This window comes from Oceanisphaera sp. IT1-181 (genome assembly GCF_033807535.1).
In the GTDB taxonomy this organism is placed as follows: domain Bacteria; phylum Pseudomonadota; class Gammaproteobacteria; order Enterobacterales; family Aeromonadaceae; genus Oceanimonas.
The window spans coordinates 1,115,165-1,137,805 of the sequence record NZ_CP136856.1; the positions used below are offsets into that span (position 1 = coordinate 1,115,165).

18 protein-coding genes are annotated in these 22,641 nt (G+C 52.2%); 12 read left to right on the plus strand and 6 right to left on the minus strand.

Going from position 1 to position 22,641, the window contains the following annotated elements; all coding sequences use genetic code 11:
- Positions 1–246 precede the first annotated feature (246 nt).
- The 3 genes from R0134_RS05195 to R0134_RS05205 all read right to left on the minus strand — a co-directional run bounded on the left by R0134_RS05195 (position 247) and on the right by R0134_RS05205 (position 6,107).
- Positions 247–1,752: an FAD-dependent oxidoreductase gene (locus tag R0134_RS05195; protein ID WP_319783773.1), complete on the minus strand. Its 1,506-nt coding sequence runs from the start codon at positions 1,750–1,752 to the stop codon at positions 247–249.
- A 282-nt stretch (positions 1,753–2,034) separates the two neighbouring features.
- Positions 2,035–5,505: a transcription-repair coupling factor gene (mfd, locus tag R0134_RS05200; protein ID WP_319783774.1), complete on the minus strand. Its 3,471-nt coding sequence runs from the start codon at positions 5,503–5,505 to the stop codon at positions 2,035–2,037.
- The gene (locus R0134_RS05205; RefSeq protein ID WP_319783775.1) at positions 5,505–6,107 is read right to left on the minus strand and encodes a PilZ domain-containing protein; all 603 of its coding nucleotides are present in this window, start codon (positions 6,105–6,107) and stop codon (positions 5,505–5,507) included. The genes mfd and R0134_RS05205 overlap by 1 nt, the downstream gene beginning before the upstream one ends.
- Positions 6,108–6,175: 68 nt before the next feature.
- On the opposite strand from R0134_RS05205, the gene R0134_RS05210 reads away from it, so the two are divergent.
- Genes R0134_RS05210 through lolE form a run of 3 tightly spaced genes read left to right on the plus strand, consistent with a single transcriptional unit; the run spans position 6,176 to position 9,394 of the window.
- The gene (locus tag R0134_RS05210) at positions 6,176–7,387 is read left to right on the plus strand and encodes a lipoprotein-releasing ABC transporter permease subunit (protein ID WP_319783776.1); all 1,212 of its coding nucleotides are present in this window, start codon (positions 6,176–6,178) and stop codon (positions 7,385–7,387) included.
- Positions 7,380–8,153 carry a lipoprotein-releasing ABC transporter ATP-binding protein LolD gene (lolD, locus tag R0134_RS05215; protein WP_319783777.1) on the plus strand — a complete coding sequence of 258 codons (774 nt, stop codon included), beginning with the start codon at positions 7,380–7,382 and terminating at the stop codon, positions 8,151–8,153. The genes R0134_RS05210 and lolD overlap by 8 nt, the downstream gene beginning before the upstream one ends.
- Positions 8,153–9,394 carry a lipoprotein-releasing ABC transporter permease subunit LolE gene (lolE, locus tag R0134_RS05220; protein ID WP_319783778.1) on the plus strand — a complete coding sequence of 414 codons (1,242 nt, stop codon included), beginning with the start codon at positions 8,153–8,155 and terminating at the stop codon, positions 9,392–9,394. The genes lolD and lolE overlap by 1 nt, the downstream gene beginning before the upstream one ends.
- Before the next feature lie 466 nt (positions 9,395–9,860).
- On the opposite strand, the gene R0134_RS05225 is transcribed toward lolE, so the two are convergent.
- Both R0134_RS05225 and R0134_RS05230 read right to left on the minus strand, forming a co-directional pair.
- Positions 9,861–10,352, minus strand: coding sequence for a DUF2062 domain-containing protein (locus tag R0134_RS05225; protein ID WP_319783779.1), 492 nt, complete (start codon positions 10,350–10,352; stop codon positions 9,861–9,863).
- A gap of 50 nt (positions 10,353–10,402) precedes the next feature.
- Positions 10,403–10,915 carry a DUF2062 domain-containing protein gene (locus tag R0134_RS05230; RefSeq protein WP_319783780.1) on the minus strand — a complete coding sequence of 171 codons (513 nt, stop codon included), beginning with the start codon at positions 10,913–10,915 and terminating at the stop codon, positions 10,403–10,405.
- A gap of 153 nt (positions 10,916–11,068) precedes the next feature.
- Here R0134_RS05230 and R0134_RS05235 point away from each other — a divergent pair, with 153 nt between their 5' ends.
- The 6 genes from R0134_RS05235 to fbp all read left to right on the plus strand — a co-directional run bounded on the left by R0134_RS05235 (position 11,069) and on the right by fbp (position 18,014).
- On the plus strand, positions 11,069–13,168 hold the full coding sequence (locus tag R0134_RS05235) for a DNA internalization-related competence protein ComEC/Rec2 (RefSeq protein WP_319783781.1): 2,100 nt from the start codon (positions 11,069–11,071) through the stop codon (positions 13,166–13,168).
- Positions 13,169–13,195: 27 nt separating this feature from the next.
- On the plus strand, positions 13,196–14,947 hold the full coding sequence (msbA, locus tag R0134_RS05240; protein ID WP_319783782.1) for a lipid A ABC transporter ATP-binding protein/permease MsbA: 1,752 nt from the start codon (positions 13,196–13,198) through the stop codon (positions 14,945–14,947).
- Entirely contained in the window at positions 14,934–15,941 is a 1,008-nt protein-coding gene (gene lpxK / locus R0134_RS05245; RefSeq protein ID WP_319783783.1) for a tetraacyldisaccharide 4'-kinase, read from the plus strand. Before msbA ends, lpxK begins: the two co-directional genes overlap by 14 nt.
- Entirely contained in the window at positions 15,931–16,119 is a 189-nt protein-coding gene (locus R0134_RS05250) for a Trm112 family protein (RefSeq protein ID WP_087034643.1), read from the plus strand. Before lpxK ends, R0134_RS05250 begins: the two co-directional genes overlap by 11 nt.
- A complete protein-coding gene (gene kdsB / locus R0134_RS05255) occupies positions 16,116–16,871 on the plus strand; it encodes a 3-deoxy-manno-octulosonate cytidylyltransferase (protein WP_319783784.1) in 756 nt (251 codons plus the stop codon). The genes R0134_RS05250 and kdsB overlap by 4 nt, the downstream gene beginning before the upstream one ends.
- Positions 16,872–16,994: 123 nt before the next feature.
- On the plus strand, positions 16,995–18,014 hold the full coding sequence (gene fbp, locus R0134_RS05260) for a class 1 fructose-bisphosphatase (protein WP_319783785.1): 1,020 nt from the start codon (positions 16,995–16,997) through the stop codon (positions 18,012–18,014).
- Between the two features lie 422 nt (positions 18,015–18,436).
- Here the strand turns inward: fbp and R0134_RS05265 are convergent, their stop codons facing one another.
- Positions 18,437–19,723 carry a citrate synthase gene (locus R0134_RS05265; protein ID WP_319783786.1) on the minus strand — a complete coding sequence of 429 codons (1,287 nt, stop codon included), beginning with the start codon at positions 19,721–19,723 and terminating at the stop codon, positions 18,437–18,439.
- Positions 19,724–20,126: 403 nt separating this feature from the next.
- Between R0134_RS05265 and sdhC the strand changes: the two genes are divergently transcribed.
- Genes sdhC through sdhA form a run of 3 tightly spaced genes read left to right on the plus strand, consistent with a single transcriptional unit; the run spans position 20,127 to position 22,631 of the window.
- A complete protein-coding gene (sdhC, locus tag R0134_RS05270; RefSeq protein WP_319783787.1) occupies positions 20,127–20,525 on the plus strand; it encodes a succinate dehydrogenase cytochrome b556 subunit in 399 nt (132 codons plus the stop codon).
- Positions 20,519–20,863, plus strand: a complete 345-nt coding sequence (gene sdhD / locus R0134_RS05275) for a succinate dehydrogenase, hydrophobic membrane anchor protein (RefSeq protein ID WP_087034638.1) — start codon at positions 20,519–20,521, stop codon at positions 20,861–20,863. Before sdhC ends, sdhD begins: the two co-directional genes overlap by 7 nt.
- A gap of 1 nt (position 20,864) precedes the next feature.
- The gene (gene sdhA / locus R0134_RS05280; RefSeq protein ID WP_319783788.1) at positions 20,865–22,631 is read left to right on the plus strand and encodes a succinate dehydrogenase flavoprotein subunit; all 1,767 of its coding nucleotides are present in this window, start codon (positions 20,865–20,867) and stop codon (positions 22,629–22,631) included.
- The last annotated feature ends 10 nt before the right edge of the window (positions 22,632–22,641 follow it).

The window sequence follows — 22,641 nt, forward strand, 5'->3', positions numbered from 1 at the left end:
ATGACGAAATTATCTTCGATACTTGCTTACAGTATCAGCTAAAACTTGTGATTATACAGTAGGGCTTATGGGGTAAGCGGTAGTCAGCCCGATGTTTGCTTTACATTAAGAGCGAGATCCTGATTTTCATCAGGACGACGGCATAAGGGCGAGATGCTGATTGGCATCAGGACGACGGCTTAAGAGAGATCTTGATGAGGGTTAGGAAGACGACATCAACAGAGTCTATTGCCGTCTCACCGTCAATTAATTCATATTTAACGCTAGGGCGGATGGGTAGCCGCGCTCATGCGCTAGCTTAATGGCCAGTGCTTCTACTTGCGTGGCGCTGTGTTGGCTGGTGATGGCCAGTTGCGGCGAGAGGCGTGGATTTTGTAACTCATTACTCATCACTAAACCTTCAACACTTTGCTCTAGGCAGTCCCACTTCAACCAACCTAAATCTGCTAATTTAGCCACTATGCGATCCGCGGCCGTGAGCGCCGATGAGGCTTTGACGATTTCTACTCGCGCATAGTGCGCACCTTCAAAGGACACATCGGCGGCGCGCAGCGAGGGGTCTGAGCCTGGAATTTGCTGGGCACCGAATAGCGGCTTGCCGCCCACGGTGGCGCTGGCGAATGCAGGCAGGATGCGGGCCATGTGATCGATAGCACCTTGGGTGCGAGCGGTCACATCCTCGCTCTGCCAACCTTGATCAATTTGCGTTTGATAGGATTTGGGCAATTGTGGCTGGGCACTTAAGGCGTTACTGGCCACTAAGCCGTTTTTAAACAGCGTTATGCTGTCGGTCATGCCGTGCAATTGAAATACGCCATTGGGGTAGGGCGTTAATTGCGCCATGCCTTTGGGCGTGCCGCGCTCGCCGTGAAAGATCACCTCTGGCCAAATGCCCTCGGTTTGCCAATGGGCCACATAAGCGGCCTTGTATTCCACCAAGCGCTGGCGACGGTAACCCGCCATATCATCAACAAGGCCGGTACGAAAGCCGCAGGCGTTAACTAAGAAATCCACTTTGTGCTGTTGGTTTGAGCCAGTACCGGCATGATTTTCTGTATTAATCAGCCAGCCATCGGGCAATTGCACAAGATCCGTGGCGCGCGTATTCAGCAGCAGCTGGCAATGGGGTGAATCTTGTAGCGCCAGCGTGGCGGTGGCCGCCATGCGAAACAGGCTCCAGCCGTATTCTTGCACCAAAATCAGCGGAAACTTTAAAGTGTCGGGATTAAGATTGTGCGCCAATGGGATCAACCAATCATCGTGGCTTTGGGCTTTTTTAGGCAGGGGCCGTTCGGCCAGTGCCACAAACTGCTCGCGGGTGTAACAGCGATAATAATCATCTGGCTCACCCAATACCTTGTTCGCCGGATCCATGGCCACTAAGCGCTGATATTCTTTGGCCACTTGCTTGAGTCGCGGTAAGAGCGCATTGGCATCGCCTGCATCTGAAGTCGGAATAGCAATCACAGTCGGGCGGCGATTAATGCTGTGCGGATAGGCACGCACCGAGTCGATGGATTGGCGTAGTAAGGTTAAGCACTGAATATCGCTAATTTCGCGATACAGGTTGCCGCCCGCATGCAGGTGACAAATGGGCGGGCCATTGAGCAGGCCATTGCTGGCTTCAATTAACAGGGTATTAATGCCTAAATCCGCGAGGCGCAGTGCTACCGTAGCACCGGCCACGCCACCCCCTAGAATACCGACGGTAAGGGGGCGTTGAATGGCGGCATGACAAGGGTGTGTATTCATTTATTCTCAAAAGCGTTATGTGAAACGTAAAGTGTGAAGCGTAAAGAGCTGCGGTTAAATCTAACACCTAAATATAAAAAGCTCTTTCGCCACGGAATCCACGGAACCCACGGAAAAATTAAGATGAGATAAATACGAAGGGCTCTTGGGGTAGACCTTATACATAAGAAGCCCTTTCGCTTTTGACCTGTCTTTACGTCCGTGTTTTTCCGTGTATTCCGTGGCAAAAATGGGTTTAGAGTTAGTGTGCTATTGTCCTCTTCACTCTTACCCCTTCACTCTTTACGAAGTCTGATGCTTGCTTAGCTCAGTTAACAAGTCGTTGATTAGCGCGAGTCTTGCGGCGGCGTCGTGGCTGGGTATGGCGAAGCGTAGCTTGGTTGGCCCTTCCATTTTGTAGAGGCGCGGTTGGCTTTGCAAGAGGCCGACCAAGAACATGGGATCGATGGGCGCGTCTTGGGCGAATGTTATGTTGCCGCCATTGGCGCTGGCGTCGATCTTATCTATGCCTAATGGATTGGCTTTTAGCTTAAGGCTGGCCAGTGCCACCAAGTTTTTGGTGGGCTCGGGCAATAGGCCAAAGCGGTCAATCAGCTCTACTTGTAACTCACGCAGCTGCACATCATCTTCGGCGGTGGCAATGCGTTTATACATGGATAAGCGCATGTTCACATCGGGAATATAATCGTCTGGTAAGAGTGCCGGTACCCGCAGTTCAATCTCGGTTTGGGTGCGCAGCAATTGATCCAGTGCCGGCTCTTTGCCGGATTGCAGGGCCTTGACCGCTTGCTCAAGCATTTCCATATACAGGCTAAAGCCGATGGTGGTGATCTGACCACTTTGTTCAGCACCCAGCAGCTCGCCGGCACCGCGAATTTCAAGGTCATGAGTGGCCAGTGCAAAACCGGCACCTAAGTCCTCTAGTGCTGAAATGGCCTCAAGGCGCTTTTTGGCATCCGTGGTCATGCGCTTAGGATCTGGCGTCATCAAATAGGCATAGGCCTGATGATGAGAACGCCCCACACGGCCACGCAACTGGTGCAATTGCGCCAAACCGAGTTTATCTGCGCGGTCCATGATAATGGTGTTGGCGGTGGGCACGTCGATGCCGGTTTCAATAATGGTGGAGCACAATAATACGTTGTAGCGCTGATGATAAAAGTCGGTCATCACCCGCTCTAGCTCGCGCTCGCGCATTTGGCCGTGGGCCACGGCAATGCGTGCTTCTGGCACAAGAGTGGCCAGTGTTTCGGCGGTATTATCGATGGTTTGCACGTCGTTGTGCAGGTAATACACCTGACCGCCACGTTTGAGCTCACGCAAGATGGCTTCACGGATGGTGGCAGGATCTGACTCACGCACAAAGGTTTTTACCGCTAAGCGCTTGGCCGGGGGCGTGGCGATAATCGACAAGTCACGCATGCCGCCCATGGCCATGTTTAAGGTGCGCGGAATGGGCGTGGCGGTGAGCGTAAGAATGTCCACGTCGGCGCGCAGCGCTTTGATCTGATCTTTTTGGCGCACGCCAAAACGGTGCTCTTCATCCACCACCAATAAACCTAAGTCTTTAAAGCGAATATCTTTGCTTAATAACTTATGAGTCCCGATCACAATATCTAGGGTGCCGTCTTCCATGCCGGCCAAGACTTTTTCTTGCTCTTTGCCGGTTTTAAAGCGGCTGATCATCTCTATGCGCACCGGCCAGTTGGCGAACCTGTCTCTAAAGTTGTCGTAATGCTGTTGCGCCAGCAAGGTAGTGGGCACTAATACTGCCACTTGCTTGCCATCGTGCACCGCCACAAAGGCGGCGCGCATTGCCACTTCGGTTTTACCAAAACCCACATCACCACACACTAAGCGGTCCATGGCTTTGGGCTGAGTCATGTCGGTGAGCACGGCGTTAATGGCCATTAGCTGATCGTCGGTCTCTTCAAACGGGAAGGAGTCCGAAAATTGGCGATAGGCTACTTTGTCGTGAGTCATGGCCTGGCCCGGTTGTGCGGCGCGGCGCGCGTATACATCCAGTAATTCCACCGCTACGTCTCGAACTTTTTCTGCCGCTTTGCGTTTGGCTTTGGCCCAGGTTTCGTTACCCAGCTTATTTAAGGTGGGGTCGTCAGCACCACTGTAGCGGCCTACTAAATGCAGCGCGGTTACCGGCACATACAGCTTGTCGCCGCCGGCGTATTCCAGCGTTAAGTATTCGGACTTTAATCCGCCTGCATCCAGCGTTTGCAGGCCTGTGTAGCGGCCCACGCCGTGATCCAAATGCACCACCGGCTGGCCAATGGATAGCTCGGCCAGATTACGAATGAGCGTATCTGGGCTTAGGCTCTTGGACTTTTCACGGCGGCGGCGCTGAATAACGCGCCCACCCAGTAAGTCGCCTTCGCAAATGAGCGCTATGCTATTTTTCGCGGCTTTGGCACTCAGGATAAAACCCTGCGACAGCGGGCCGACCAATAAGCCGATGGCATCTTTACCCTCGGCAAATTCGCTAAGGCTGTTATAAGGCCAAGGCTTAATGGCGGAGCCTGCAAACAGCTCAATTAAGGCTTCACGTCGACCGGCAGTCTCCACCGAAAATAACACCCGGCCTTTAAAATCTTTGCAAAACGACAGTAACCGACTTAAAGGTTCGCTTTTTTGATGCTCAACTTCTAACTCGGGCAGCGGGCTAATGGGCGCATTGAGCCGGTCGCCTTTTTCTAATACTGGCGTTTGGTTAAGTTGTAATTGCGGCCAGTGATTCAGCTCGGCCAATACCGCATTGGGTTGCAGATACAGCTCATCCGGTGGCAGCAGGGGTCGCATAGTGTCGTAGCGACGCTCTTCATAGCGAGTTTGTACATCTTGCCAAAAGGTCTCGGCGCTTGCAGATAGCTCGCCCACGGTAAGCACTAATAAAGACTCGGGCAGGGAGTCAAACAGGGTTTGAGTGTGCTCAAAAAATAGCGGGAAGTAATGCTCAATACCGGCGGGAAACTGGCTTTGGCTGACTCTGTGATACAAAGATTCAGGCTCGTTGCGCAGCGCAAAGCGCTCGCGATAGTTACCGCGAAAGCGCTCTATGGCCGGTGCATCGGTGGGGAATTCGCGTGCCGGTAACAGGCGCACCGAGCTTACGGTATCGCGAGAGCGCTGGGTGTCTGGGTCAAAGGGTCGCAGGGTATCGATTTCATCATCGAAAAAGTCGATGCGAAAAGGCTCGCGAGAACCCATCGGATATAAGTCGAGCAGGGCACCGCGCGCCGCATATTCGCCGTGGGTCAGCACTTGATCCACAGCCCGATAGCCGGCGCGCTCTAAGCGTGAGCGTAGGCCATGCATATCTAATTTATCGCCGGTTTTTAATAACAGGCTGTTTTGCTCTAACCAGTCCCGCGGCGGGGTGCGCAGCATGAGCGTGGTAATGGGTACGATCAGCACGCCGCGCTTAAGGGTCGGCACGCCGTATAAGGTTTCTAGCCGCTGGGAAATAATATCTTGGTGGGGCGAAAACTGATCGTAGGGCAGAGTTTCCCAGTCTGGGAACAGCTGCACCGGTAATGGCTGCTTTTGACTTTCGTCTTGTTTCAACAAGTGCCGCACTTCTTGCTCTAAACGCAGCGCGGTGGGCGTGTCCGGCACCACCAACAGCACCAGTTGTTGCTCGCGGATCACTTGTTGGGCGATGGCGAGACTTAAGCTGCTGCCAAGCAGTTGCCCAAGGCTGGCTTTAGGTCTGGGCGTGGGGCTAGCTATCTGGATCATTATGTTGTGGGGCCGTCTTTTTGGGCGCGGCGTTCGGCGCGGGCTTTAAGTTGCTTAGCCTGCAATTGCAGGCTGGCACGAATAAGGGCGTCGCGGTCTTGCTCGCGAATGGCAGTAAAGTCACAGCGATAGTGGTGAGGCTCTTGTGCCTCTTCTTGCGCCTTAATCTGACCATAACCGTATACGGCCACCGATAGCTCGGGTAAAAACAGCTTAAAGCGTAAAATGCTGTCGTTTGCCCAAACGGTAGGTGAGATAAAAGTAAAACCGCCGCCGCCTAAGGTTAAGGTATGATGGCGCTCAGCAGGGTCGTCTTCGCTGGCTAATACATAGCTGAGCACTAAATCGATCTTACGTGATTGTGAGTTAATGATCTCGACCAAATCGCCGGCATGTTCGTCTAAGTTGCGCAACATGCGGGCGTTATTGGTATCGATGCGGGTAACTTCACTGATAAGCTTGAATGGCGCCGGAATTTGGGCCTCCAAGGTGTCGACGTCGGGCACGGTTTCGCCATCCGCCAGGGGGCACAAGTTAACTTGTGCTCGATAGTCGATGCTGAAATAAGGGTCTGCCATCATTCGCTGCTCTTGTTGCGCCATTCACATACCTTTATTATTCCGCAACTTGCGGGTTAGGTAAAACTCTTTAAAAAACGGATGATTAGACCATGTTTCAACCCCTGACGTTAATGTTGGGCTTACGCTATGCAGGCGCACGAGGCCAACGTAGCTTCGCGTCCTTCGTATCTGGCTTTTCGACCATCGGTATTTTGCTCGGTGTGGCCGCACTGATTGTGGTGTCGGCGGTGATGAACGGCTTTGAACAACAGCTTAAAGACCGGCTGTTAAGCGTGATCCCCCATGCTGTAGTGACAGATGCTCAAGGTAAATTGGCGGATCCCGCCCAATACCAAACGCTGTTTGCTGACAATAAAACCGTGCTAGCGAGCGCGCCTTTTATTCGCGCCGAAGCCATGGTGCAGGGGCCGCGCCATTTAACGGGCGTGGAGATGTATGGCATAGACCCCGCTAATGGGCAAGACAGCATCTTACAAACCATTGATGCGCGCACCCGTGAATACTTTGAATATTTGCCCTATGGCTTAGTGATGGGGGCGGGCGTGGCCTATTCATTAGGTGTTGAAGCGGGCGATCAGGTGCGCGTAACCGTGACCGAGGGTAGCCGCTTTACGCCGCTGGGTCGCGTGCCCAGCCAGCGCTTGTTTACGGTGGTGGGCACCTTTAGTACCGGCACCGATGTAGACAACCTGCTGATTATCACTCGTTTAGAAGATGCCAACCGTTTATTGCGCTACGCACCCAATCAAGCATCAGGCTTGCGTTTGTGGTTAGACGACCCCTTTGCGTTATCGGCCTTACCAGCGCTGCCCGATGGGCTTGAATATGAAACCTGGCAGCACAGCCGTGGCGAGTTATTTCAAGCGGTAGCCATGGAAAAACGCTTAATGAGCCTAATGCTGGCGCTGATCGTATTGGTGGCAGCCTTTAATATTTTGTCGGCCATGGTGATGGTGGTGACCGATAAAGAAGCGGAAATCGCCATGCTGCAAACGTTAGGTCTTAGTCGCGAGCGCATTATGACGGTGTTTATGATCCAAGGTGGCTTTAGTGGCGTGTTGGGCAGCCTATTGGGCTTTGGCCTAGGCGTGTTGGTGAGCCTCAACCTAGATGCCGTGCTCAATGTGTTGGGCATTAATTTTTACGGTGCCGCGGGGGGCAGCCAGCTACCCGTGCTGTTATTACCGACCCAGCTGATTACCGTTTTGTTTTCTACTTTAATTCTTTGCGTGTTGGCCAGCCTGTATCCGGCGTGGCGAGCATCACGCGTTCATCCTGCCGAGGCGTTGCGTTATGAATAACCCCCTATTAGTGGTTGAAAATTTAACCAAAACTCATTTAGACGGCGCCGAGCCCATCACCATTTTAGATGGCGTGAGCTTGCAGCTAGCCAAAGGCGAAAGCTTGGCGGTGGTCGGCAGCTCGGGCTCGGGCAAGAGTACCTTATTGCATTTGCTGGGCAGTTTAGACGCGCCTACTAGTGGGCGAGTATTGATTGACGGTGATGATCTGCACCAGATGCGCAGCCGTGCTCAAGCGCGGTTTCGTAATCAGCACATGGGCTTTATCTATCAGTTTCATCATCTGTTGGGCGAATTTAGCGCATTAGAAAACGCTGCCATGCCGCTGTTGATTGCCGGCCGACCGGTAAGTGAAGCCAAAGCGGAAGCGGAAAAACTACTGAAGCGCGTGGGTTTAGGCCATCGTCTTGAGCACAGACCCTCCGCGTTATCCGGCGGTGAGCGCCAACGAGTAGCCATAGCCCGCGCCTTGGTGAATAAGCCGCGCTTGGTGTTGGCGGATGAGCCCACCGGTAACTTGGACGCACACAGTGCCTCTGAGGTGTTTGCCTTATTGTCTGAGTTGCAAAGCGAGTTGGGCACCGGTCTGGTGGTAGTGACCCACGATTTAGGCTTGGCGGCACGTTTGGATCGCCAATGTCAGCTGATAGACGGTCGCTTAGTGGATGGCCAGTTAGTGGACGGGCGCTGGGCGAATGAAGGCTTGTTGCGCACTAAAGACCAATTGGTAGTGGCCAAACTGATTTCACAGCAGGAGCAAGCTTAATGTTTCGTCCGTTAAGTGTGTTTTGGGGCTGGCGCTTTAGCCGTGCTAAACGTCGCAATCGCTTTATCTCTTTTATTTCGGTGGCGTCCATTTTGGGCATCGCCATTGGGGTGAGCGCGCTTATCTTAGGCTTGTCGGCCATGAATGGCTTTGAGCGCGAGCTGGAGAATCGCATTTTATCGGTGATCCCCCACGGCCAGTTAGTAACGGCCAAGGAGCCGGTAACCGATTGGCAGCCCATTGCCGAACAACTGGGCAATGCCACTGGCATAGTGGCGGTGTCGCCATTTGTGCCGTTAGAAGGCTTATTAAGCCGCGGCGCCAAGCTTAAAGCGGTGCGCATTCAAGGGGTAGATCCCACGCTTGAAGCGCAAGTTTCCACTTTGGCACCTTATTTAGATGGTGCCAGCTTAACCGTGCTTAAACCCGGTGAGCGCGGCTTGGTGCTAGGTAAAACTATTGTTGATCAATTAGGGCTCAAGGTCGGCGATGCAGTGTCGTTATTGCTGCCAGCTCCCGGTGGTGATGGCTTTGCTTCGCCCAAACGCCATAGTTTTACCCTGCAAGCGGTGCTGAGTTTAGGCGGCCAACTGGACAGCGTGCTGGGTTATACCCATCTACAAGATGCGCAACAGCTGCTGGAGCTGGATGATACGGTGATGGGTTTTCATATCCGGGTAGATGAAGTGTTAGCGGCGGATAAAATCACCATGTATGCGGCCATGGGCCTGCCGGTGGCGTTTTATGTCAGCAGCTGGATGGAAAGCCAAGGTAATATTTATCACGATATTCAGCTGGTGCGCACCCTGATGATAGTGGTGTTGCTGCTGGTAATGGCGGTGGCCAGTTTTAATATCGTCTCGACCTTGGTGATGGCGGTTAACGAGAAGAAGGGCGACATCGCCATCTTAAAAACCATGGGCGCGGGTCCGTGGCAAATTCGCGGCGCCTTTGTGGTGCAAGGCATGCTCAACGGCATCACAGGTGTGCTGCTCGGCGGGCTAGTGGGCTTATTGCTGGCCACGCGGCTATCGGAAATCGTCGGCGGAATTGAGAAAATAACGGGGCACAGATTCTTAAACCCAGATATCTATTTTATCGACTTTATCCCTACCGAGTTTCACTGGGCGGACTTATGGTTGGTAACGGGCTCGGCCTTGACGCTGATTTTTATCGCCACTATTTATCCCGCTTGGCGCGCCGGTAAGTTGCTACCAAGGCAATTGCTGGGAGAAGCCTAAGACACAGCGGCCAGCGTTAAGCTGTCAGCCATCAGAAAGACATAAGAACAAATCAGCACCAAACCAAACCAAAAAGCCCCATTCTCGGAATGGGGCTTTTTTATGGCTAAATGATTTACGCCTGCGGCATAATGCGAGAACAAGTGTTCGCCTACAAAAACACCATCTTACGTTGTACGTGCTGTATTTGGTTTTGACCTTGTAGCTGCCAATTTATTCGGCAGGGTTTTGCTTTTGAATAAAATTATCTTGTTACCAATAAGGCCAAGTCGCGCCGAATACTCATTACATAAAACAGGGGGTCTACAGAAGCAGTATCTTGTCTGATTTTCATCAGGTGGACGTTTGAAAGAAAGTAGTAAACCATAAGTTCAACAACTTAATCATCCTGCTTCGCAGGACCGCCGAATAAATTGGCGGCTACGGGATTCGGAGTTTCTTCTTTAACTTCCAGCTTTCTTAGCGCTTATCTGTGCCTCGCTTGCCAAGCGCGGATGATTTTGCAGCGCCAGTAGAGGCGGGTGAGTAACCAACCGGCCAGTGCGGAGATCACGGCCAGCGTGAAGGCGCCGGTCAGTAGCGGTGGGGCTATGCCCCAAAAATCATGTTCTAACAAATTTGTAAAATCGCGCACCGGTAAGCCCAGCATACGCACACCTAACTGATAAGCGCCGTACATCATGGGCGCTATGGTGAGCGGATTACTGAGCCACACCACGGCGATGGCCAGTGGCAAGTAACCACGCAGTGCCAATGCCAAGCCAATGGCGATAAAAGAGTGCAACGGCAGGGGAAGCCACACGGCGAATAAGCCGGCCGCCATGGCAATGGCCGAAGAATGGCGGTTGTGATGCCAATAGTCGGGTTCCAGCAGCCGTTCGCCAAATAGCCCTAACAGCTTATTGTTACGTAACGTCGCTTGGCTGGGCATTTTGGAGCGTAGCCATTTACCTAACATGACGGGTTCCCTAACACTCTTGGTTTCTTAACATAAGATATTTCCCAACATTATTGGCGAGGCCTTCTGCGTTTCCAGCGTTTAGCGATGTTCCAACGCCACAAACCGTGGATCACCATGTAGCCGATAGCAGCACTCACCACCGCCATCACCAAACAGCCGAGTAAAAATGGCGGCGCCACTGAAGACATGGCACTGCTGAGCCAGGCGAGGCTAAGTTCAAAGTGTTTATAGTGGTGGGGGCGATTGAGTAAAAATGAGCCAAGACGATAAGCAAAGTAAAACATTGGGCCCATGGTCAGCGGATTCGTCAGCCACACCAAAGCCGCAGAGAGCGGTAAGTTGACCCTAAAGAACATGGCCAGCATGGCCGCCACTACCATTTGAAACGGGATGGGCATCCAAGCACAAAACAGCCCCACGGCAAAGGCGCCGGCGGCTGAATGACGATTAAGGTGCCATAAGTTATTGTCGTGTAGCCGACTCCCTAACAACCTTAAATGTTTATTATTTTTAATGGTGCCCGGATCTGGCATCAGGCGTTTTAACAGCTTTTTTGGCATTTATATTAAGTCCGCAATACTTACCTGATGGATAAGCGACTTTTTTCATTTTGCTTAGGCGTATCAAGCATCATTATCTGGCCTTGGCTCCCGAGCTGGGACAATTGGATGCCGCTGGCCTGCTTAAGTCTAATAAGCTGGCGGCGAAGGCCGATGCTGGCTTGTTTATTGCTCGGCTTTGTGTGGGCGCTCTGTTATAGCCATTGGCAATTAAGTTGGCTGCAATATCCCACTTTGTTTGAACGTACGCAAATCATTGCCGCCCAAGTTGAAGCGGTGCAATCACATGGTCGTAAACATAGTAATACAAGTAGTAAATTGATTGTCAGGCTCAGCCACCTCAATGGTCAAGCACTTTCCCCAGAACCGCGCCTGTTGCTAAGCTGGCAAAGCGAGCACCCACCGCCTCAAGTGGGCCAGTCTTTACAGACTATTACTCAGTTGCGTTTGCCCCATGGTTTACATAATCCGGGCACCTTTAACCGCAGTCGTTGGCTGTTAGGACAAGGCATAACGGCGCAGGCCAATGTGAGCAGTTTGCTCAAGATCACACCTACCTTCACCCCTATTACCCTGAATCGTCGAGCGCGCTGGGTGATGGCCTTGCAACAACACACCCAAGGCTTGAAGGCGCAAGCGTGGATTTTGGCGCTCAGTGTCGGCGATAAAAGCGGTTTACAGATGAACGACTGGGCCATGCTCAGAGGCTTAGGCATCAGTCATCTATTTGCCATTTCTGGCTTGCATATAGGATTAGTGGCCGGTTTAGGCTTATTACTGGGGAGAGTACTGGGGAGCTTGACGGGGCACAGACACTACGGTGTGCTGTTAGCGTTGGGCTTGGCCTTGGCTTACGCATGGTTGGCGGGCTTTTCGGTGCCCACTCAGCGGGCGTTGATGATGCTGCTCTTGTGGCTAAGTATTATGGGCTGGGGGCGTTTTTGGGGTGGTCGGCGCATTTTATTACTGACCGCTAGCTTGTTATTAGCAGCCAAGCCATGGCTGGCGCTCAATCACGGGTTTTGGTTGTCGGTGCTGGCGGTGGCCGCCTTACTCTTGCTTGCGGGCTGGCAAAAGCGCGCTAGCCTGTGGCGCTTGCAGTTGGGCTTAACGGTGTTATTGCTGCCCTTGGTGATGTTGCTATTTGGTGGCTTAAGTTGGTTATCGCTGCCTGCGAACTTAGTTTTGATCCCGCTGTTTACCTTAGTGCTGATCCCGTTGTTGCTGCTGGCCTGTTTATTGTTATGGCCGGCACCCATCTTATCTCAAGGCGTGTTTAAGCTATTAGATACGTTGTTTAATGGCTTGATGGCTGGGCTGCACGGCCTTAATGAGTTGGCATCACCTTGGGTATGGCTATCGGCACCGCAATTAGCACTGGGCTTTGGCTTGTTACTGTTGCCGCTGTTGTTGTTACCGAAAGCGCGCAGCCTAAGTTTATTGCCCGCCAGTCTGCTGGCGTTATGGTTGTTACCTCAACCTAAATGGGAAGTACGAGTGCTGGATGTGGGGCAGGGCTTGACGGTATTGGTGAGCCAAGGTACGCGGGCGTTGCTTTATGACACGGGCAATCGCTTTCCTTCGGGCTTTAATATGGCGGATGCGGTGATTTTACCGCTGCTGCGTCATTTAGGGATTAGTCAGCTTGATTATGTGGTGATCAGCCACAACGACCAAGATCACAGTGGTAATCGCGATTATTTAGCCCGCACCTTGCCCATTGGCCAGCGTTGGGGCGCTTGGCCTGCGGGCCAACAGTGTCGGGCTGGCCAAAAAGCACGCTGGGGTGAGCTTAAGTTAAGGGTGTTATGGCCGGTGAACTTAAGCGGCCACAGCAATAATGACTCCTGCGTACTGCACATTACCGATGGTCGGATATCGGTATTATTAACCGGCGATATTGAAGCCAAAGCGGAGCAAGGCTTGTTGGCGACCCAACAAAACGTGCAGGCCGAGCTATTGCTTAGCCCTCATCACGGTAGTAATAGCTCCTCCACCTTGGCGTTTAATCAGGCCGTGAACCCTGATTGGGTGGTGCATACCGCAGGCTTTGGTAATCGGTGGGGTTTTCCCTCAAGTGAGGTGCTGGCGCGCTTTGAGAGTCAAAAAGTGCCGCAAATTACGACCGGAGAAGTAGGCATGGTGCACCTAGTGGCAGAGGGCGAACACTGGCGTTTAGTGCAGCATCAGCGACCCGGTGCTTGGTATGATCGGCTCAATACTTGGTTGCAGCACACTAAACCGTTAGAATAGCCGCTTGTTTTTCAAGGTAGAGACCTTATGTCCCAAGATGCACATATTTCTTCATGGCCGGTGCTTAAGCGATTATTGGGTTATGTAAAGGAGCGCAAACTCGGTTTGTTGATGGCCGTTATTGGCATGGTGGGTTATGCCGCCGTGAATACCGCCTTTATTTCTGCCGTAAAACCGCTGATTGACGATGGCCTCACCGGTCAAGATCCCGCCTTCTTAAAGATGATGCCGTTTTTTATCTTGGGCATGTTTTTTCTCCAAGGTCTGTTTTCTTTTATGTCCAGCTTTTGCATGGCCTGGGTAGGTAACCATGTGGTGCTCTCCTTGCAGCAACAGGTGTTTGGCAAGTTAATGGCCATGCCAGTGGCCTTTTTTGATCGCCACAACAGCGGTAACTTATTATCTAAAGTGACGTATGACGCTTCGCAAGTGTCTTCTGCGGCCAGCTCTACCTTGGTAACTTTAGTGCGTGAGGGCGCCACCGTGATTGGCTTGCTTGCCATGATGTTTTACTACTCTTGGCAGTTGTCACTGGTGTTTTTTATCGTGGGGCCGATAGTCGGCGTGATGATCGCCATTATCAGTCGGCGCTTTCGCCGCTTAAGCCGTGGCATGCAAGATGCCATGGGTAATATCACCAGCAGTACCGAGCAAATGCTCAAAGGCCATAAAGAAGTATTGATGTTTAATGGCCAAAAAGTGGAAGCAGATCGCTTTCATGGGGTCAGTAATGCGGTGCGCCAGCAAAACATGAAGATGGTGGCCACCGATGCCACCGGCACCTCTTTGGTACAATTAATAGCTTCTACCGCCTTGGCAGCCTTGGTCTTTATGGCCAATGTTGATGGTATGCAAGACAACATTACCCCCGGTACTTTTATTGCGGTATTAGGCGCCATGTTAATGCTGATGCGCCCATTAAAGAGCCTGACCCAACTTAACTCCTCTTATCAACGGGGCATCGCCGCCAGCCAAAGCTTGTTTGGTTTGCTTGACGCTGACGGCGAGACAGATACCGGCACGCGCAGCTTAACGCGCGCCACCGGCAATCTGGAATTTTCTGGCGTGAGTTTTACTTATCCCACCAAAGAAGCGCCGGCCCTAAAAGATGTCAGCTTTAGCCTGACCCCCGGCAAAACTATCGCGCTAGTAGGCCGTTCTGGCTCAGGTAAAAGCACCATCGCCGGCTTATTAACGCGTTTTTATGATATTAGTCAGGGCGAAATACTGCTCGATGGCGTGGATCTGCGTGAATACAAGTTAAGCGACTTGCGCCGCCAGTTTGCGCTGGTCTCGCAACAGGTGCATTTATTTAACGACAGCATCGCCAACAACATTGCCTACGCGGCAGAAGGTGAATACAGCCGTGAACAAGTGATAGCCGCGGCCAAAGTGGCCTATGCAGATGAATTTATCACTAAGCTTCCCCAAGGCTACGACACCGTGATTGGTGAAAATGGCGCTAGCTTATCCGGCGGCCAACGCCAGCGTATCGCCATTGCGCGCGCTTTGTTGCGCAATGCGCCGTTACTGATCTTGGACGAAGCCACTTCGGCGCTGGACACCGAATCTGAGCGCCATATTCAGGCGGCCTTGGATGAATTGCGCAAAGACAGAACCGCCATCGTCATCGCCCACCGTTTATCGACCATAGAAAGCGCCGATGAAATCTTGGTGATAGACGAAGGTCGCGTGGTGGAGCGGGGCGCTCATGCGGAGCTGATGGCCCAGCAAGGCGTGTATGCACAGCTAAGAAGTATTCAATATGGCGAGCAATAGCAGCGCCGAGTCTAAAGGTGAAGGACTAAGCAGCGCTTGGTATAAGGGCGCTTGGTGGTTGTGGCTGCTAGCACCCTTAAGTGTGCTGTTTGCGCTGATAAGCTCACTACGCCGTGCCTTATTTAAGCTTGGTCTTAAGCCTGTGTATCGCGCGCCTGTGCCTGTGATTGTGGTCGGCAACTTAAGTGTTGGCGGCAACGGTAAAACACCGGTCGTGGTCTGGCTGGTGCATTGGTTGCGCGCACAAGGGTATAATCCGGGCGTGATCAGTCGCGGTTATGGCGGCAAGAGCGAGCATTATCCGCTGTTGGTGCAAGCCGATACTCCCGCAAGCGCCGCCGGTGATGAGCCGATATTGATTGTTAAGCGCACCGGCTGCCCGTTGGTTGTGAACCCCAAGCGGGGCGATGCGGCAGCCTTATTGGTGAGTTGTGGCGTGGATATTATTATCAGCGACGATGGCCTGCAGCACTATGCTTTGGCCCGCGATATTGAGCTGGTGGTAGTGGACGGCAAGCGTCGTTTTGGCAATGGCCATTTATTACCCATGGGGCCGCTGCGCGAGCGCAAATGGCGCTTAAATCAGGTGGACGCCATTATTAACAACGGTGGTCCGACTCATGAGCATGAATTTTTAATGACGCTGGCGCCAGGCGCGCTAGTGCCAGTTAGCTCAGCTGATCATGCTACACCCAGGCCACCGAATCGGGTGCATGCCTTGGCGGGCATTGGCCATCCACCACGATTTTTTAACATGTTAGAGCAGTTGGGCTTTACACTAGAGCAGTGCGTGGCGCTGGGCGACCACCAAGCCGTGGCCAACAGCCAGCTGCATTCATTACAATCTGCCCCTTTGCTGATCACCGAAAAAGACGCGGTGAAATGGCCAGGGGGGCACGACAATACGTGGTATGTGCCGGTAGATGCGCAGTTGCCGCTGGCTTTTGAACACCTGCTTTTAACTCGACTTAAGGAGCTACACCATGGCGATTGATGCAAAATTGGTGGAAATTATTGCTTGCCCTATCTGCAAAGGAAAACTGCAGTTAGACCGAGCCCACAATGAATTAGTGTGTCGTTTTGATCGCTTGGCTTATCCCATTACCGAAGATATTCCGGTATTGCTGGAAAATAAAGCCCGTAAATTAAGCCTAGATGAGCTGCCCGCATGAGCTTTGTGGTGGTGATTCCGGCTCGATTTAGCTCGACCCGCTTGCCGGGTAAACCGCTGGCCGATATTCATGGCAAACCCATGATCCAATGGGTAGTCGAGCAGGCACAAAAAAGCAGTGCACTAAGAGTGGTGGTGGCCACCGACGATGTACGCATTCTTGATGCGCTGCGTCCCTGCGGCGTTGAGGTGTGCTTAACCAGCCCCCACCATGACTCCGGCACCGAACGCTTAGCCGAAGTGGTCGAGTTATTAGGCTTGAGCGCCGACGATATTGTGGTCAACGTGCAAGGTGACGAGCCCTTGCTGCCGCCCGCACTGGTGGATCAAGTGGCCAATTTATTGGCGGCTAGCCCAGCACCCATGGCTACTTTGGCCACGGCTATCGACTCGCTAGACGAGCTACAAGACCCCAACGTGGTGAAAGTGGTGCAAAGTGCCCAAGGACTTGCCTTGTACTTTAGTCGCTCCATGCTGCCCTTTGACCGCGACGGCATGGCCAATGGCGCGCCGGATCTCAGTCATTGTCGCCGCCATATTGGTATTTATGCCTATAGAGCCGGGTTTATCCGCCGTTATTTAGCGTTGCCCATCAGCCCGCTTGAGCAATTAGAGAAACTCGAACAGCTCAGAGTATTGTGGCATGGGGAGTCAATTGCCATTGCGGATGCCTGTGAGCGGCCGCAACCGGGTGTGGATACCCCCGCAGACTTAGAGGCCGTACGCCGGCAATTAGCGGCACTAGTCGGCTAACGCGCTAAAAGTGACATCTTCTGTATTAACGAATTCTGTAAAAATCTGTAATAAAAATGAAAGGGGTATTTCACCCCGCTGTTATGACGATTAAACGTCACATCAAAATCTTTGAGGAATATTATGATTACCCTGGGTGAATACATCATTAAGAACCAAGCTGACTACCCCAGCGCCAGTGGCGAATTGTCGTCGCTACTATCGTCTATCCGCCGCGCCGCCAAGATAGTGAACCGCGAAATTAACCGCGCCGGTTTGGTCACCGACATTATTGGTGGCAGCAACAATAGCGAAAACGTACAGGGTGAAGTGCAGCAAAAATTAGATGTGTTCGCCAACGACATGTTTAAAGCCGCCCTCGAAGCCCGTGGCGAAGTGTGTGGTATTGCCTCAGAAGAAGAAGACCACTACGTGGCTTTTGATGATGAGCGCCAATGCAACGCCAAGTACATCGTATTGATGGATCCGCTCGATGGTTCTTCAAACATCGACGTGAACGTGTCTGTGGGTACTATCTTCTCTATCTATCGTCGCGTGACCGAAGCGGGCCAGCCGGTCTCCATGGATGACTTCCTGCAGCCTGGCATCAACCAAGTGGCCGCCGGCTACGTGGTTTATGGCTCTTCTACCATGTTGGTGTACACCACGGGTAACGGCGTGCACGGCTTTACCTACGACCCCACCTTGGGCTCGTTTTGCTTGTCTCACGAGAACATTCGTATTCCTGAGCAGGGTTATATTTACTCCATTAACGAAGGTAACTACATCCGCTTCCCAGAAGGCGTGAAGAAGTACCTGAAGTATTGCCAAGAAAAAGACGACGCCACGCAGCGCCCATATAGCTCACGCTACATTGGCTCTTTAGTGTCTGACTTTCACCGCAACATGCTCAAAGGTGGCATCTACATTTACCCGTCTGGCACCAACTCGCCCAACGGTAAGTTACGTTTGTTGTATGAGTGCAACCCGCTGGCCTTTATGGCCGAGCAAGCCGGTGGTAAAGCCACCGATGGTTTCCGTCGCATCATGGAAATCAAGCCGACCGAATTACACCAGCGCACCCCGTACTTCGTAGGCTCTGTTAACATGGTCGACAAAGCCGGCGAGCTGATGAACGAATTTTCTAGCGTAGAAAAAGCGTAAACTATAGCCAGCGGCTGGTAGAGGCCAATTTATTCGGCCGGTTTTGTGTAGCAAAACTATAAACCAAGCACCCAGCTGAAAATAAAACACCGAGCCCGTAATAGGCTCGGTGTTTTTGTTTGTGCTGGTGTCATATCTGGCTCTGCCGTCGTACCGGGCTCGCTCCGGTATCTCGCTCTTGGTTGTAAAATATCCAGCTACGCTGGCCCGTCGAATAAATTGACGGCTACATGGACAGCTGTCTTTTGTAGGCGGCCGTCTCTTAGGTAAAGAGTCTTCGCTGCTGTTTGTTTTTAGTAAAGTTTTACTACGAAAAACTGGCCTCTACCAAACCGATATTTTCGCCTCACGCCTTTCAGGCATAAAAAAGGCCGACATTACTGTCGGCCTTGTTGTGCGCTAGCGGTTAAGAAAAATGCAGATTATTTCTTAACTTGAGTACGAAACTCGCGCTCAGGGGCACCTGTGTAGAGCTGGCGCGGACGGCCGATTTTTTGCTTCGAGTCCGACATCATCTCATTCCAGTGCGACATCCAGCCTACGGTACGAGACAGGGCGAAGATCACGGTAAACATACTGCTTGGAATGCCAACCGCTTTCAGCACTATGCCCGAGTAGAAGTCCACGTTCGGATACAGTTTACGTTCCACGAAGTAAGGGTCAGACAGCGCAATACGCTCCAACTCCATAGCTACGTCTAACAGTGGATCTTCAACTTTAAGATCGTCTAACACTTCATGACAAGTGTCACGCATTACGGTGGCGCGGGGGTCAAAGTTCTTATACACCCGGTGACCAAAGCCCATTAAGCGGAACGGATCATCTTTGTCTTTGGCGCGTTCGATAAACTCAGGAATACGATCTACTGAGCCAATCTCTTCGAGCATACTCAAGCAGGCTTCGTTAGCGCCGCCGTGAGCAGGCCCCCACAAGGAGGCAATACCTGCAGCAATACAAGCAAACGGATTGGCACCACTGGAGCCGGCTAGGCGCACAGTCGAGGTAGAAGCGTTTTGTTCATGATCCGCATGCAACGTAAAGATGCGGTCCATGGCGCGCTCAACAATCGGGTTCACCTTGTAGTCTTCGCAAGGTATTGCAAACATCATTTGCAAGAAGTTTCCGGCGTAGCTTAAATCGTTACGCGGGTAAACGAAGGGCTGGCCGACCGAATATTTATAGGCCATGGCTGCTATGGTCGGCAACTTAGCGATCATGCGATGCGCGGCAGTTTCCCGATGCGATTGATCGGTAATATCCATAGGGTCATGGTAAAACGCGGATAAACCGGCAATCACGCCACATACAATCGCCATCGGGTGTGCGTCGCGACGGTAGCCCTTGAAGAAGGATGACAGCTGCTCATGCACCATGGTGTGGCGCATAATGACACGTTGAAACTCTTCAAACTGCTTGGCAGTGGGCGCTTCTCCGTACAACAGCAAGTAGCATACTTCGAGATAGTTGGCGTCTTTCGCCAACTGCTCGATAGGGTAACCGCGGTACAGCAAGATACCCAAATCACCGTCTATGTAGGTAATTTCGGACTGGCAGGATGCCGTTGCCATAAAACCAGGGTCGTAGGTAAAGTAGCCATGTGAGCCTAGTGTGCTGATATCGATCACATCATAACCAGCAGTGCCTGAGGCAATAGGAAGCTCAATCGCTTCTTTGCCGGGCAAATGCAGAGTGGCCTTTTGGTCAGCCATAGCACGTCTCCTTCGCTTTTTTATAATTTTATAATAGGTCCGCAGGTAAGCATTTTTACATAGTTTGGGTAGATGTTTAACTACTAATGCGTCCTTCGGTGCGCGCATATTGAAAACAGAATTAACAGTCAATGTCAATTCAGCCGTACATCCTTGTATTTGCCTCGGTTCGTTGTGCGATCGGCTTTACAGATTTAGCAATTGGATCAAGGCCTTCGTTGTAATTACAAATTGCGCTTCATATACTGGCCCACGAGGATATATGAGGCAGTAGTGAGAAGTTGACCTGCGATGAGGCGGACAAATAATGCTCAAGCGTAATTTGTTATTAGCCAAAACGTACGTAGCGTTCTCATTTCGTGTATCTGGGCTGTGTCTATTACAACAATAACTAACGAGCTCAATGGAGCCAAGTGGGCAGACCGTGACTAAAAAACAGAGACCTGTAAACCTCGATCTACGGACTATACGCCAACCTGTCGCTGCAATCGCATCAATTCTGCACCGGGTTTCCGGCGTTATCACCTTATTTTCACTCGCTATCCTATTGTGGCTGCTTAAGTCTTCGCTCTCGTCAGAGACTGGATTTCTGGAAGTCGTGGATATATTAGACGGCTTTTTCGTCTGGTTTATCCTGTGGGGTATTCTGACGGCGTTGGCTTATCACATAGTGGGCGGCATTCGCCACCTCATTATGGACGCAGGCTACGGCGAAAACCTGGAGTCAGGTGCACTCAGTGCCAAAGTGGCATTGGGCGTAACGGCAGTGTTGTCAGTGCTAGCGGGGATAATGGTATGGTAACGAATACGGCAAGCATTGGCCGCAATGGCGTACACGACTTCATTTTGTTGCGTGTAACTGCGGTTATCATGACTTTATACACCCTCTATTTGGTGGGGTTTATTGCCTTTAATGACATTACTTATGATGTCTGGCAGGGCTTTTTTGCCCAAACCTCGACTAAGGTGTTTACGCTATTGGCCCTGTTAAGCGTGTTAATTCACGCTTGGATAGGTGCCTGGCAGGTGCTCTCCGATTATGTGAAATGCGCGCTGTTGCGTGGCGTGGCACAGTTTGGAGTAGTGGTGTTACTGCTGGTTTATGTACTGACCGGAATTGTCGTACTGTGGGGTGTATAAGTTGACTATTACCATTCGCGAATTTGATGCCGTGGTTATCGGCGCAGGTGGTGCCGGCATGCGCGCCGCCTTGCAAATAGCCGAGTCGGGGAAAAGTTGTGCACTGTTATCGAAAGTGTTCCCAACCCGCTCTCATACTGTGTCGGCGCAGGGTGGCATTACTGTTGCTCTGGGCAATACCCATGAAGATAACTGGGAATGGCACATGTACGACACCGTAAAGGGCTCCGATTTTATCGGTGACCAAGACGCCATTGAATTTATGTGCCAAAGCGGCCCTGAAGCCGTGCTTGAGCTAGAAAAAATGGGCTTGCCCTTTTCTCGCCTCGACAACGGTAAAATTTATCAGCGTCCCTTCGGCGGCCAGTCACTGAATTTTGGTGGCGAACAAGCCGCGCGCACAGCCGCAGCCTCTGACCGTACCGGTCACGCGCTGTTGCACACGCTTTACCAGCAAAACGTTAAGCATAAGACAACGGTTTTCTCTGAGTGGTATGCGCTGGATCTGGTGAAAAACGCCGACGGCGATGTGGTGGGTTGTACCGCCATCGATATCGAAACTGGCGAGCTGGTGTACTTTAAAGCCAAGGCCACCATTTTAGCCACCGGCGGTGCAGGGCGTATCTATCAGTCCACCACCAATGCACACATTAATACCGGTGACGGTATTGGCATGGCAGTGCGCGCCGGTGTGCCCTTGCAAGACATGGAAATGTGGCAGTTCCACCCCACAGGTATCGCCGGTGCGGGTACGCTGGTCACCGAAGGCTGTCGTGGTGAAGGCGGTTATCTGCTCAATAAAGATGGCGAGCGCTTTATGGAGCGTTATGCGCCCAACGCCAAAGACTTGGCCAGCCGCGACGTCGTTGCGCGCTCTATGATGATTGAAATTCGTGAAGGCCGGGGCTGTGATGGTCCTTGGGGCCCGCACTTGAAGCTAAAACTCGATCACTTAGGCAAAGATGTACTGGAGTCACGTTTGCCGGGCATTTGTGAACTGGCCCGTACCTTTGCGCACGTGGATCCGGTGTTTGAGCCAATCCCAGTGATCCCGACCTGTCATTACATGATGGGCGGCGTGCCGACCAACGTAAATGGTCAGGCGATTACCGTGGACGGCGAAGGTAATGAGTCGCACGTTAAAGGCTTATTTGCCGTTGGCGAAGTGGCCTGTGTGTCGGTACACGGCGCTAACCGCTTAGGCGGTAACTCACTGCTGGACTTAGTGGTGTTTGGTCGTGCCGTGGGTCGCCACCTAGTGGAAGCACTGCAAGAGCTGGATGATGTGAAAGACGCCACCGAGGCCGACATTCAAGCCGCCATGGCCCGTTATAACCGTTGGGAAAATAACCGCGACGGCGAAGATCCAGTGCAAATTAAGAAAGACTTGCAAGAGTGCATGCAGCATAATTTTTCTGTGTTCCGTGAAGGTGCGGCCATGGCCGAGGGCTTGGCGCAGCTGAAGAAAATCCGCGAGCGGTTAAACAATGCGCGTTTGGATGACACCAGCTCTGATTTCAATACTCAGCGTATTGAGTGTTTGGAATTAGATAACCTACTGGAAACCGCCATTGCCACGGCGGTTGCGGCGAATTTCCGTACCGAAAGTCGCGGCGCGCACTCACGCTTCGACTATCCGGACCGGGATGATGCGAACTGGTTATGCCATTCCTTGTACAGCCCAATTACTGAGTCGATGAGCACCAGACCGGTGAACTTGTCACCCAATCACCGTGAAGCGTTTGAACCCAAAGCGCGGACTTACTAAGAGAGGGGAG